General features: G+C 58.8%; 10 protein-coding genes. 2 read left to right on the top strand and 8 right to left on the bottom strand.

Annotated features, from left to right (window positions below; genetic code table 11):
- Positions 1–142: 142 nt before the first annotated feature.
- Together ygeW and ACB034_RS02615 are read right to left on the bottom strand one after the other, a co-directional pair.
- The gene (gene ygeW / locus ACB034_RS02620) at positions 143–1,330 is read right to left on the bottom strand and encodes a knotted carbamoyltransferase YgeW (protein WP_026457240.1); all 1,188 of its coding nucleotides are present in this window, start codon (positions 1,328–1,330) and stop codon (positions 143–145) included.
- 370 nt (positions 1,331–1,700) lie between these two features.
- Positions 1,701–2,693 carry a Wadjet anti-phage system protein JetD domain-containing protein gene (locus tag ACB034_RS02615; RefSeq protein ID WP_371171997.1) on the bottom strand — a complete coding sequence of 331 codons (993 nt, stop codon included), beginning with the start codon at positions 2,691–2,693 and terminating at the stop codon, positions 1,701–1,703.
- Between the two features lie 619 nt (positions 2,694–3,312).
- Here ACB034_RS02615 and ACB034_RS02610 point away from each other — a divergent pair.
- The gene (locus tag ACB034_RS02610; protein ID WP_026457241.1) at positions 3,313–3,516 is read left to right on the top strand and encodes a hypothetical protein; all 204 of its coding nucleotides are present in this window, start codon (positions 3,313–3,315) and stop codon (positions 3,514–3,516) included.
- A gap of 359 nt (positions 3,517–3,875) precedes the next feature.
- On the opposite strand, the gene ACB034_RS02605 is transcribed toward ACB034_RS02610, so the two are convergent.
- The 6 genes from ACB034_RS02605 to cmoM form a co-directional block, all read right to left on the bottom strand.
- On the bottom strand, positions 3,876–4,322 hold the full coding sequence (locus ACB034_RS02605; RefSeq protein WP_371171996.1) for an N-acetyltransferase family protein: 447 nt from the start codon (positions 4,320–4,322) through the stop codon (positions 3,876–3,878).
- 199 nt (positions 4,323–4,521) lie between these two features.
- The gene (locus ACB034_RS02600) at positions 4,522–4,911 is read right to left on the bottom strand and encodes a septal ring lytic transglycosylase RlpA family protein (RefSeq protein WP_185378217.1); all 390 of its coding nucleotides are present in this window, start codon (positions 4,909–4,911) and stop codon (positions 4,522–4,524) included.
- A 166-nt stretch (positions 4,912–5,077) separates the two neighbouring features.
- Positions 5,078–9,505, bottom strand: a complete 4,428-nt coding sequence (gene mukB, locus ACB034_RS02595; protein ID WP_371171995.1) for a chromosome partition protein MukB — start codon at positions 9,503–9,505, stop codon at positions 5,078–5,080.
- Positions 9,506–9,508: 3 nt separating this feature from the next.
- Positions 9,509–10,228 carry a chromosome partition protein MukE gene (gene mukE, locus ACB034_RS02590; RefSeq protein WP_026457138.1) on the bottom strand — a complete coding sequence of 240 codons (720 nt, stop codon included), beginning with the start codon at positions 10,226–10,228 and terminating at the stop codon, positions 9,509–9,511.
- Positions 10,209–11,543 carry a chromosome partition protein MukF gene (gene mukF / locus ACB034_RS02585; protein ID WP_042069246.1) on the bottom strand — a complete coding sequence of 445 codons (1,335 nt, stop codon included), beginning with the start codon at positions 11,541–11,543 and terminating at the stop codon, positions 10,209–10,211. Before mukF ends, mukE begins: the two co-directional genes overlap by 20 nt.
- Positions 11,544–11,718: 175 nt before the next feature.
- Positions 11,719–12,495 carry a tRNA uridine 5-oxyacetic acid(34) methyltransferase CmoM gene (gene cmoM / locus ACB034_RS02580; RefSeq protein WP_371171994.1) on the bottom strand — a complete coding sequence of 259 codons (777 nt, stop codon included), beginning with the start codon at positions 12,493–12,495 and terminating at the stop codon, positions 11,719–11,721.
- Between the two features lie 84 nt (positions 12,496–12,579).
- Here cmoM and elyC point away from each other — a divergent pair, with 84 nt between their 5' ends.
- Positions 12,580–13,365 carry an envelope biogenesis factor ElyC gene (gene elyC / locus ACB034_RS02575; protein WP_371171993.1) on the top strand — a complete coding sequence of 262 codons (786 nt, stop codon included), beginning with the start codon at positions 12,580–12,582 and terminating at the stop codon, positions 13,363–13,365.
- Positions 13,366–13,488: the final 123 nt, after the last annotated feature.

The raw sequence follows: 13,488 nt of genomic DNA, 5'->3' as shown, positions 1-13,488 counted from the left end.
TGACCTCACGAAGAGTAACTTCACCAAGAGCCATCTCGCCGGAGAGACCTTATTCAAAGGGGCTATCCGGGGAGAAGACTCGCGATAATAAATGCGCTGTTGCAGTGGGCAGGGTGAAATAACCACCCTGCCCGACTTGCCATTATTTGACGCGCTTTTGCGCTTCCTTGATAAGATTTTCCAGGGTTTCGGCAGGCGCCGAGAATTTGCGGGCCATGATCATGGCGGCGATGATATAGGGCTTCCAGCTCGCCTCTTTATAAGTGGCGATGCGATATTTCTCGAATACCCCTTCGGTCACCTCACCCTCCTTGCAGGAGACACCGGAAATATCCGCCGGCAGGCAGTGCATATAAAGCGCCTCGCCCCCCTTGGTGAGTTTCATCATCTCTTCGGTGCAGTGCCAATCCTTGTGCTTGGCGTTTTGCGCGAGGCAATGTTTCTCGAGCTCTTTGAGGCCGGCGTGGTCATTGGCCCGCAGCAACTCGGTGCGCTGTTCCATCACCTGGTAGGGCGCCCAGGACTTCGGATAGACGATGTCCGCATCCTTGAACGCCTCTTCCATGGAAGTGACCTGACGGAAGCTGCCGCCGGAGGCCTTGGCGTTCTCTTTGGCCACCTCTATCACATCCGGGATCAGGTCATACCCCTCGGGATGGGCCAGGGTCACGTCCATGCCAAAACGGGTCATCAGCCCGATGATGCCTTGCGGCACAGAGAGCGGTTTGCCGTAGCTCGGGGAGTAGGCCCAGGTCATGGCAATCTTCTTGCCCTTGAGGTTGTCGAGGCTCCCGAAATGCTCCTGCAGCCAGGCGAGATCAGCCATGGACTGGGTCGGGTGATCAATGTCGCACTGCAGGTTGACCAGGGCCGGACGCTGGGGCAGCACCCCCTTCTCGAACCCTTCGTCGAGCGCCGCCCCCACTTCGCGCATATAGGCGTTGCCGGCCCCGAGATACATGTCGTCGCGAATGCCGATGGCGTCGGCGCAAAACGAGATCATGTTGGCTGTCTCGCGCACCGTCTCACCGTGAGCTATCTGGGATTTGCCCTCATCCAGATCCTGCTGGGCCAGGCCAAGGAGATTCAGGGCGGACGCGTAAGAGAAGCGGGTCCGGGTGGAGTTATCGCGGAAAACCGAGATACCGAGCCCGCTGTTAAACAGCTTGGTGGAAATATTTTCGGCGCGCAGGGTCTTGAGGGATTCGGCCAGTTTCAATACCAATTCCAATTCCTGCGGGGTTTGCTCCCAGGTCAGCAGAAAATCTTTTTCGTGAAGGTTGGAGTTGAGTGCCTTTATCTCTTTGATTAAATCGTTAACTGCTTTCATCGTTCGCCCCAATCATTGGATGATATATGGATAGCTCCCCTTTCACTCACGATGTCACCAGCGTCACGGTTGTGGGTGAGCTCATCGGTTAGCGTCGACAAGAGATAATCAATAAGCGTGCCAGATTAAAAAAAGGCGGGGGAATAATAAGAAAAGGAAAAAGTATGTGATGAACGGCACAAAAATAACGATTATTTCAGAGAGTTATCCAATCACGTCGGCGGCTTCTGTCATTTGCCGTGAATAGTGCATGAATCAAGATTGATAAAAATGCCCCTTGCCAGCCAGGAATTATCATCAGGGCCCCGCAATGGGGAACATAAATGATATGGGCGGGGCTGCCATTATCATTATGAGAATACGAGCCTCATCACTCCCCTCCCACAAGGGGCCAGGCTCGCCAGTGTGGCGCCACGATCAATACCTCTTGCTCCAACCACTTATCTTGTTGCCGCAACTCGTTTAACCAACCTGTGCCAACCTTGTCCGCTTCGCTCGCAGCCACGGCGAAATCCGACGAACGCCAGGGGATCTTGTCATCCCCGGTTAACAGACCACATACCGGACGAGCGTAATGTTGCAGGAAAAGTGTTAACTGACAGGGCAACCACAGCATTACCGGGCGATTGAGATCCCGGGCCAACTCCACCGCAATATCAATGCCACGCTGATCCAGATCGCCAAAATGAGCCCACTGAACAGAGTCAGGTAATAAAGGGATACACCGTTTGGCCAGACTCGTATTACGGCCCGGCGCAAACAACAACAGTTGACCCCTTTGTAACGGGTAATCGACAAAAGCCCCCTTGTTCTCCACCGTGATAACTTGCGTCCCCAGCCAATCAACGGCAGTCAGGGTTGCCAGCGCTCGCTCAGGCAAGGCCAGCTCACCCAATAGCCTCATGGATTCTGTCATGTCGTGGCGCAGGCCAATGTGATCAACAAAGACTATCGGGTCCAACGTACGCAGACGGAGTACCTCATCCTGTGTCAGTACCATGTTGATGGGCAGTTGGCTGGTCAAGTTATCACTGCGGGGATATTTGCTATCGCCATGCCAAAGGGCATGGAAACTGGCCTGATTAAGATACGAAGGCAGTGTCACTCCAAGGGTCTGCAAATGCTCACGTTTATCAGATGCCACAGAGACCACTAGGGCCAGTTGTCTAACGAGATAATCACGTCCTGCCTCTGTTAACACATGACGGGCACTGCGTCCAACCGGCCTGATCCCGTCAACCGCCTGCAGTCGGATCAGCAGTTCACGACCATGCTTGCTATCAAATGAACATCCCTTCTCGTTATGGCTATCGAGCAACCTGGCACAGAGACCTTGTATACGCTTTTCCGCAAATAACGACATGGTGCAGCCCCTTCACATCAGCTTCATATGAAGAAGTAGATGTGATTTTCCAGGCCGTTACCGTGACTTGCCTCGCAGTGGTGGACCTGTTCCTTCGATGTCCTGAGCTGGTCACTGCCGCAGCGCCCCCTGACAACCGGAAAAAGCACAGGTACGCGACAATCAACATCCCTGACCCAATCCTCCCACAGCTGCGAAATAGACTACTTTTTCAACAAAAAGAAACGGCTATGGGTGGCCCGGGCAACCAGCTTGTGGCACTCTGGCCAATCTCAGGGAAAGATCCACCACGACACCGAGGTGTCATCACAGCAAAGGAGCGCCACCGATGGCCAAAGTCAGCAAGAAAGAGATCAAGAAGAAGATCGCCGCCCGCCTCGAGAAGATTGCCAAGCACGAGAGCAAGATCAAGAAGCTGAAGAAGGCCCTGAAGTAAGGGCTACGCGATAAGAAAAACCGCCAGCAGGCGGTTTTTTATTGCCGAATATCCTCAAATAACACCAGCCCCCGCGGGTTGCCCATAAATAAAGGGCAAGAGCGCCGAACGGGCGCCGCGCACGGCGTTATCACGAACTAGCCTTGATGATGTGTTTGATATGAGCCTGTTGTGGAGCGCCATATGTACTCTTACACCCTCACCTTCAAGGATGAAGCCGATCGCCTGACAGCCCCCGAACAGGAGATCAGCCTGCAAAGCCCCGCCCTCGCCGGGGACTTTATCATTCTCTCCGACGGCAGCCGTCATCAGATCATGTTTATCACCCACCGCGCCCACTACAGCAGCCTTTATCTCGATAAAGGAGTCAGGGTGCCGCAGGGCTGACTGGCGTGTGGGCCATATCAAACAACTTGTCGAGCACATCGCGCACGCAAACCGCGCAAATAGAAAAGCGGCCTGTTGGCCGCGGGGTATGGCGAGAAACGCCGTCATGGCATTGAGATGGCTATTCGCTCTTTAACACCGGCTGGCGCACTATCTCGATACTTTTTTATAGACCACCAGCATCCCGGGCGGGCTATCAGGCTCCCCTATCACGGTCACGTCACAATCATAGCGATAAGGGCCGCTGGTGAATTGATATCCCCGGCCATCGCCTCATCTCTGATCCCCTGCTCTGTTTTCCTCCCCATTCACCTTGAGGAGAGGCGGCCCCGTATTTGGTTTTACACGCCTGCGAACGGCTATTTATCGAGCGCCAGGAAATAGTGATACCCATCTTCCTTCCTATACCCCAGGGACTCATACAATCTTTGCGCGGCCGAATTGTCTCTCGCGGTTTCCAGGGCCAGCCCCCTGGCGTTTGTCGCCATGGCAAACTCCTTTGCCGTATCCATCAATTTTTTGGCAACTCCCAAGCGCCTGGCCTGCGCCGCGACATACAGGTCGTTCAGAACCCATATCCGTTTGGCGGCGACCGATGAAAATGAGGGGTAGAGCTGGGTAAAACCGATGCCGGCACCCTGCTTATCTCTGGCAAAAAAGATCACGGACTCCTGTTGTGACAGGCGCTCGGCCAGAAAATGACGAGCCAGGGTCATATCCTCTTGTTGGCCGTAAAAGATCCGGTATGCGTTAAATAAGGGGCTGATGATATCCAGATCATCCATGCCGGCCCTGATAATTTCCATCAACTCTGCTCCATCCCAGAAACATCATCAAAATAGGTATCGGGTACTCCGTCCTCTTTATCAGTCAGAGAACGAGTCCATCAGGACGATACCCGAGAGCCATCGAAACTGACATAACCGGCGCCAGTAAACTCCACAGAAAAATGAGCAGGTTGGTCAAAGGCAGGGAGCTGAACCATTTTTGGGCTCACGCCACTCGCTACATCACCTCGATCTTTACCTTGATAAGGCCAGCGCGTGTATTGCCGATGGCGCTGAACGCGGCTCGGGAGAGATCGATGATTCGCCCGCGCTTAAAGGCGCCTCTGTCATTGACCTTGACCACCACGCTCCTGCCGTTGGCGAGATTGGTGACCCGCACCATGGAACCAAAAGGCAGCGTCATATGGGCGGCGGTGTTGAGATTGGTTTGATAGCGCTCGCCACTGGCAGTGCGCTTGTTGTGGTAGCGGTCGGCGTAGTAGGAGGCGAGTCCCGTCTCGGTATAACCTTGCCAGTTGCCGCCACGACCGGCATCAGGCTGGCTGCTACAGGCTGCCAGCAGCAGACTGAGTGATAACAGCAGCCCTTTTTGCACTCCCCTCTTCATCCTGTCTCCCCGATATTGATGGCGCCACCCGACCCGCAGGCTGGCGCTTCGTTGCCAAAATGCGGCTTTCGCGCACGAGTCGCCCACTTTCGCATATTTTCCATAGAAAACGGGAGGCCAAGCCTCCCGTTTTGTTTATTCACCCGTCAACCTTTGTCAGGCTTTGTCAGGCGATAAGCTTGTCATCGCTAAAGCCGAAGCCGCGCAGGCCCACCACATGCACGTGTTCGTGCTTGCCCTGCACCTTGCGGATGAGCTTGTAGGTGGTGCCCTTCTCGGGGCTGATGTTCTCCGGCGCCGCGATAAGCAGCTGCATGTCCTGCCGCTCGCACAGCTCGAACAGGGTGGCGATGGATTTGCCATCAAGCCGCGCCGCTTCGTCGAGGAACAACAGGCGGCAGGGGGCGATGTCCTTGCCGCGCAGACGGCGGGACTCCTCCTCCCAGCTGATCAGCACCATCAAGAGGATGGCCTGACCGGTACCGATCGCCTCGCCGGTGGAGAGCGCGCCGCTTTCGGCCCGCAGCCAGCCATCGGCGCCGCGCTGCACCTCGATCTCCAGCTCCAGGTAGTTGCGATAGTCGAGCAGCACGTCGCCCATCACCTGATAGCTGCGATCCCCCTGCTCCACTTGCGGGTTGAGGCGCTGGAACAGCTTGGCCATCGCCTCGGAGAAGCTGAGCTCCTTGTCGGCGAACAGATCGTTGTGCATGGCAGTTTGGTCGGCCAGCGCCGTCAGCAGACGGGTGTGGGCCTCGCGGATATTGACGTTGAGGCGCACCCCGCGCACCAGACCGAAGGCGATGTTCTGCAAGCCCTGGTTGAGCACCCGGATGCGGTTCTGCTCGCGGCGGATGATGTTGGTGATCTTGGCCGCCACCTCGTGGGAGGAGAGGGACAGATGGGTTTCCCGCTGCTTGAGCTCGTCGGCAAGACGGGCCAGCTCGATCTCCATCTCCTCGATCGCTTCGACCGGATCATCGGAGCGGATGATGTCGTTGCGGATGCGATCTTTGAGGTAACGGTAGACCTGCACGTAGAAGGCGACCTTCTGCTCGGTGCTGCGGTTGCCCTCGGAGAGACGCAGCGCATCACGCAGGGCCTCGTCGTGGGCCACCGCCACCCGCAGGGCGCCGAGGGCCTTGTCCGACATGGAGCGCAGCTCGTCGCTGTCAAGGTACGCCAGCTCGCGCTTGTTCAGACGCTTCTCGACGTCGGTCTCCCGTGCCAGCCGCACCACCCGCGACCAGCTCGCCTTGTGACCCACCAGGGATTTGCGGGCGCCGTAGTAATCCTTGCCTTCGAGCTTGAGACGACCGCCAAGGGATTCGATCTCGCGCTTGGTTACCTGCAGCTGGGCCTCGGCGCTGGTGCGACGGGAGCGGGTGCGAATAAGCAGCTCCTCGATCTCTTTCTTGTGGGCGCGCGCCTTCTCTTCCATATCGTCAGAGAGGGTCAGCCCCATGGCCGCCAGCTCCTGCTCGAACTCGGTCAGAGTCTGGCGCTTGGCCTCGACGCTGGAGTTGAGGGCGGTACGCAGCTGCAACGCCTCGGTGTGGCGCTGGGCAATCTGCTTGTGCTGCTCGCCAGCGGTGCGGGCCGCCAGCTCGGCCGCTTTCAGCTTCTCTTTGAGTCGCTCGCTCATTTCGGAGGCCTTGCCCAGCAGGTCTTGCGCATCCTGATAGGCAAAGTGCGGCAGGCGGGCCACCAGCTGATCAAGGGCGTAGCAACGGCGCTTCTGCTCGGCCAGCAATTTGTTGGCTTCGTCAAACGCCGCCTGTAGGGCAGAGAGATCCTGCGGATCCTGACGCAGCACCTGCACCATGGTTTCCAGCTTCTCGAGCGACTTGCCGTGCTTGGCGATAAAGGCTTCGGCCTGTTTCAGGGCTTCCACATCGGCGTTGGCCGCTTCGAGACGGGCAGCCAGCTCTGTCTCGGCAAACAGGTGGGCAAAGGGCAGCATCCCCTGCACCAGCTGGATATGGCGGGTCAGCTGGGCGGCGGCCGCTTTGGCCTCGGTCAGCTGCTTGTTGCACTCGGCGATGCTCTCTTGCAGCTTGCGCTGCTCGGCCTGTTTGGCCTGCACTTCGGCCTCCGGGTCGGGGCGGAAGGCGATGTCCAGATGCTGGCCAATAAAGTCGCGGAAGTGGCCGTAGAGGCGGTGGTACTTCTGCTGCTCGAAGGCGGCCTTGGCGTAACCCTCGATAAGCTCTTCGCGCTCAAGGTCGAGCTGTTCGATCCGTTTTTCCCGGGCGGCGCGGCCAAACAGCGGCAGCTCGGGGTAGCGGGAGAAGCGCACCTGACGCTTGCTGGTGCGCACCAACACGGCGTCACCCAGCTCGTCCGCTTCCACCAGATCCTCGTCAAAGGAGTCTGGGTTGCCCTGAATGAGGTAGATATCCTCCGGGCAATCTTCCAGCTTTTTCAGCCGCTCGATGGCGCCTTCCAGGTCGAGCACCACCAGGGCGCTGCGAGCCGGGCCGTAGAGGGCGGAGTAGTAAGGGGCATCGTCGATGGAGATGTCGTCATAGACATCGGAGAGCAGCACGCCCCCCACCTGCTCGGCGATGCGGGCAAGACGGGGATCCGCCTCACCTGCCCCCAGCTGCAGGTTGCGAATTTGCAGCTCCAGCGCCTGTTTCTGCGCCGCGATGCGGTTGCTCTCCTGCTCGAATTCGCGCTCCTTGTCGAGCACGCTCTGCATGCCGGAAGAAAGTTCTTCGGCGGTGGCGAGCGGCAGCCCACTCTGCTCGCGCAGCTGCTCGAGCTTCTCGAAGGATTTCAGCCAGCGCGGGGCCAGCTTGGTCAGCTCCGCGATATCGCGGCCGAGCTGGCTGCCCTGATGCTCGAGGCTGGCGCGGCGCTGATTGACTTCAGCCTGTTGCTCGGAGAGCTCCTCCTGACGGGTGCGCTGGGCTTCGAGGAAGATTTCCAGCTCGTCCTGGCTCGCGATCAGCTGGCCGGAGGCCTGCTGCAGCTCGTCACGCAAGCGCAGCAGCGCCTGCTGGCTCTCGCTCTCTTTCTCGAGGCGGGCCAGCGCAGCGCGCAGCCCCTGCCCCTGGGCGATGCGGGCCTTGTCTTCGATATGACGCTTGAGCAGCCCCTGGGCGGTGGGCCAGGCTGCCTCACGGGCGGTCTCGGGGGCAATGTTCAAAAGCAGCGCCAGCGCCGCTTCGTGCTCGGCCACCGCCGCCTTGGCCAGCGCCAGCTGCTGCTCGGCCCCCAGCACCCGGCTGGTGAGGCTCTGCTCGGCGGCGCGGAACTGGTGCAGGGTGTCGCTCGCTTGTTCGGCGGTCAGCCCCGGCAGCTCGCACTGCTCGCGGGCGTTTTCCAGGGCCTGCACCGCCTGACGGTACTGGATGGCACGGGTCTGCTGGATATCGAGCGCCTGCTGATAGTCGGCCAGCTGGGTCTTGAGGCTGTCCACCTCGGCCTGAGCCAGCTCCTTGCGCTCTTCCACCTCCAGCAACTGGCTGTGGATCTCCTCCACCACCGCTTGTTGCTGTTCGAGTTTGTCAGACAGATCCGCCAGATCGGCGCGATACATCTCGATCTTCTTTTGCAGTGCCACGGCGGCCAGCACCTTGGCCAGGTGCTCGGCGGCGGACTCCAACTCGTCGGTCAGCAGTTTCTCGCGGTTGGTGAGCTGCTCCACCTCGTCGGCCAGATAGATGGCGCGCTGCTTCTCCTCGGCCAGCAGGCGGCGTTTGCCCGCAAGCTCGGCCCGGGCCTTGAGGGCCAGATCGGAGAGGCGGCTCTTCTCGGCGGCATTGCGCACATAATCCGCCGCCACATAGTGAGTGGTCTCGGTGATCAGGTTCTTGAACAGATCCCGCTGGCCCTGAGTCTCTTTAATAGCCTCAAGGGTGCGGCGGTTCTCGTAGATGGCCGCCTCCATGTCCTGGAACGCCTTGCGCACGCCGGAGTTCTCCGGCAGCAGGTATTCACGCAAGGATCGGCTGATGGACGAAGAGATACCGCCGTAGAGGGAGGCTTCGATCAGGCGATAGAACTTGCCGCGATCTTTTTGATCACGAAGCTTCTTCGGGGTGATGCCGAACTCGAACATGAAGTTGTGATAGTCGGTCACCGTATTGAACTTGGCGACCTTGATGGCGCCAAGCTCCGCCGCCGCCCCTTTCAGATCGGCAAACGCGCGCACCCGCCCCTTGCCGTCCTCGAGTTTTTCCAGCAGCAGATCGGTGGGCACCAGATTGTCCGGCACATCCACCAAGGCGAACGGGGTGATATTGACCTTGTTGTCACGGTTGGCCACCTGCTCCAGATGCACGCCGACCCAGATCCGCTGCTCGCGGCTGTTTATCACTTCCAGCACTGAGTAGCAGTGACCGCGCTGCAGCTTGCCGTAGAGCCCCTTGTCGCGGGAGGCGCTGCTCGATCCCGCCTCCGTGGTGTTGCGAAAATGGAGCAGAGACTGATCGGGAATGAGGGCCGCGATAAAGGCCGCCATGGTGGTGGACTTGCCCGCGCCGTTGCCGCCGGAGAGGGTAGTGACCAGCTGGTCGAGATCGAAGGTCCGGGCGAAGAAGCCGTTCCAGTTGACCATGGTCAGGGATTTGAACTTGCCTCGCACCTTTTATACCTCCAGATCCAGTTGTTCTTCATCGAGGTCCGCCTCGATATCGTCAAAGAGCGAGTCGCTGCTCGGCATTTCGTCGTCGTGGAAGATGGCCTCCCCTTCCTGGATCATCCGCAGCTGCACCGCGCGGGGATCCTCATCGGAGCGCACATCGGCGGCGAAGCGGAACACGGATTCGTTGACCCGGAATTTGTCACCGTTGCCAAGGGCGGTGATCATGCCAAGGCGACGCAGGCGGCGCATGGAGGTGCGAATTTTTTCGAGCAGCTTCTTCTTGTCGAGATCGGTGCCACCGGAGCGGCTGTTGACCATGCGCAACAACTGCTTCTCGTCAGCCAGGCTCAGCACTTCCTCCTGCAGCTCGCCCATGGCAAACACCCCTTCCGAGGCGAGACGATCAGGGCTCAAATAGAGGTAGCAAAGCACCTTGCCCACCAGCATATCGAGCTCGGAGAGCACTGTGGTGCCGATGTCGGCACTGGGGCGCGGGCGCAGGTAGAAGAAGCCTTCCGGCGCCTTGATGAGCTCGACCTGATAGCGGCCGTAGAAGATCTCGAGCTCCTGGTGATACTCCACCAGCGCCGAGTGCTGTTCGAACTCGTCGGCACTGATGTGACGACCGGAGCGCAAGGCGGTATCGATGCGCGGAAACAAGGGGTTGGCAATGGCCTCTGCGAGCCGCAGCGGCAAGGGAAACTCAGTATTGATCAATGACATAGGCCTGAACCTTGGATCCAGCTTGGTTAATGGGTTTCCATGCAGGTTGGCGATGCAGCTCGCGCTCGCCGCTGGCATGGCCCAGGCGCACGGCCTGGTCAATCAGAAGACGCGCCACGTCGAAGTGAGCGTGGGCCGGGTAGTCCAGCAGGTATTCCCGCAGCACGTCAGCCAAATCCAGCTGCTGACCCTGCTCGGGATAGCGGGCCAGGTAGCGCTCGATACGCTCGGCCAGCTCCTGGTTGATGTCCACCATCTCCATGTACTCCATCTCGAGGGGCACTTCGCCGGTCACCTCCTCGTCGTGGATGGCGATGGTTTCGTCGCGTAGCTCCAGCAAACGCGGCTCTTCGGCCACCCGCAGCTGCCAGTTGTGCTGATCGAAGTTGCGGATGGATTCCCGCAGCCGCTGGCTGAAGGCGCGGTTCTTGTCCATGTCGATGGCATTGCGGATGAACTTGTGGACGTGCCTGTCATAGCGGGCCCACAGCTCGATGCACTGCTGGCCCCAGCTGGTGATCACATCGAGCCGTCCTTGCAAGGCGTGAGTCAGCTCCTCGACGTGGAACAGATCCTCACGCCCCTGGGCAGCTTCCTGAATGTTGAGCAGCCCCGCCTGCAGGCGGTGACCGGCGGCGTCCAGGGTATCCTGCAGCTCGCGCAGAGTCTGGCCGGTCTCGTGCAGCAGTTTTTCGCAGCTGTGGATGGCATCGACCCAGTTCTGGGTCAGCAGGGCCGCGATCTCGTTTTTGACCTGATTTTGCTGCTCATCCATGGCGCGCTGGGTCAGATCGATGCGCCCCAGGGTCTCTTCCAGGGAGAAGGTGAGGCGCGGCAGCACCTCGGCATCCCACTGCTCGCGGGTGTTGGTCTCGAGCGCCGCCTTGCGGGCGGTATCGAGCTCGGCCGCCAGGTGCTCGAGCAAAATGGAGAGCTTGATGGAGTCAACCTGGCGCTGATCCAGGAAGAAATCGACGATGCTCATGCCAAGGCGCGACAGGCGATAGAGGCTCTCCCCCGCCACCATGTCGGTGTTGAAGCGCGACAGCAACTGCTGGCGAATGAGATCGTTGATGGCGTTGTTGGCGCGGCCGGTGAGGGTCTCGTCCATCTGGCCAAAGGCACTGCTGACGTAGCCGAAGGCGTCGTGCAACGCCGCCTCCGACAGATCCGACTCATCTTCGGACAGTGTCTTGATTGCAATCAGAAAGGCCAGCCGGTCGGTTGGCAGGTTTAGCGCCAACCCCTCCTGCCTGACCCACCCTACTATCTCCGGCAAAGAACGCTCGGGCAGGGTACGGGATGTACTCATCATGACGTTGTCATCTCGTTGTTATCCATTTGGATGGCCTTATCAGGAAAATCCGGCCATCTCGTTGTTATCCATTGGATGGCCTTATCAGAACAATCCGGCCATCTCGTCGTGCTATCAAATGCAAGCGGCAACCCGTTCGTTAGCAGCATCTCCACCGATAAAACAGGAACGTCTATCAGCTGGCGGGCTTTTGCGCCATCACATGGATATAGCGCCCCAGGGCAACGAACGGTTCCTGGCGGCAATATTGTTGCTCCATGGCCAGCAGATCGTCGAATTTTTCCAGCTGATCCTGCTTGTGGCGCATGTAGTCGTGAATGACCCGCACCCCGGTCTTGCCGATTATCTTGAGCCCACCCCGCCCAATCCAGTCATAGACCTGCTCCGGCAGCTGGGGATTGGTGGGGGTCAGGGCAGTCTGACGCTTCTTGCGCAAACCCAGGCGCACATAGTCAAAGTTTCCCACCACCAGGCTCTGAAACAGAAGGCCATGGCGGTTGTAGAAAAGCAGCGACAGTATGCCCCCGGCATTGACGAAAGGAAACAGACCTAACAGGGTCTGGCGTGGCTCGGCAAGCCACTCCAGCACGGCGTGGCAGAGTACCAGATCAAAAGTACCGGTCACATGTTGCTTCAGATCCTGAATGGGGCAATGAATGAGACGAATATTGTCTTCCAGCCCCTTCTCGGCGATCTGGGTCCGGGCCAGTTCCAGCATTTCGGCGGAGAGATCGCACAATTCCACCTGATGGCCCATGGCCGCCAGCTTCTGGGCAAAGTAGCCAAATCCGCCCCCTGCATCCAGGATGCGCAGGGGCCGGTTGCCAAGGCGAGCCAGACAGGCCTCGATGTCACTCCAGACGATGGTGGTACGAATGCGCCCCTTGGTGGAGTCATAAATATTGCGGGCGAACTTGTCGGCGCGACCGTCAAAACTCTGATCTTGCTTCAAGAGAAACTCAACTCTGGCCATACAAAAAAAGGAAGGTATTCTGTCACATCCCGAATTTGCTGAAAACTCAAGGACGATAGTGCCGTGTTTGCGCTCAACTTTTTTGCCATCAAGAAGTGGCTTGGCCAGCTGCTGATGCCGCTCCCCTTTTCTCTCTCCTTGTTGCTGCTGGCCCTGCTGCTGCTCTGGTTCACACACTTTCAGAAAACCGGCAAGCTGCTGGCAACCCTCTCCCTGCTCATCGTCGCCCTGATGGGGATGCGGCCGGTAAGCTATGAGCTGGCCCGCCCACTGGAGCAGACCTTCCCCCCCTTCGAGGTGAGCCAGCATCCGGATATCCAGGCCATCGTGGTACTGGGTAACGGCCATGTCAGCGATCCGGCGATCCCTGAGCGCTCCTGGCAGAACAACATTGCCCTGGCCCGTACTCTGGAAGGGGTGCGCCTGGCCCAGGCCTATCCCGATGCCGAGCTGATCTTCTCCGGTTACGTGTCGGGGGATCCCCTCTCCAACGCCGAGGTCAATGCCCGCGTGGCACAGAGCCTCGGCATACCGCGTACACGGATCACGTTGTTTGAAAACAACAAAGACACTCATGATGAAGCAGTCAGTATCAGCCGCCATCTCAAGGGAAAACGGGTCGCAATGGTGAGTTCAGCCACCCACCTGCCCCGCGCCATGGCCCTCTATCAGGGACAGGGACTCAATGCCGTGCCGGCACCCACCGATTACACCGCCAAGCAGAGCCAGGAGCCCCAGCCTCTCTATAGTTATCTGCCCAAGGGGCGTTATCTGATGTATTCCGAGGCTGCCATTCACGAATGGATTGGGGTATGGTGGGCACGCTTGCGGGGGCAGGTTAACGAATGAGCGATCAAGCGTTTCATTCCTGATTTGGATCAGGAAAGCGAAAAAAAATTACGTCATTTGCCGCCGGGTCAGCTATCTTGGGCTCGGTTCAATTCATATAATGTCGCGCAATCAAATGCCTAG

The organism is Aeromonas sp. S18(2024) (genome assembly GCF_041402525.1).
GTDB classification, from domain to species: domain Bacteria; phylum Pseudomonadota; class Gammaproteobacteria; order Enterobacterales; family Aeromonadaceae; genus Aeromonas; species Aeromonas enteropelogenes.
This window is presented reverse-complemented; position numbering and strand designations above follow the sequence as displayed.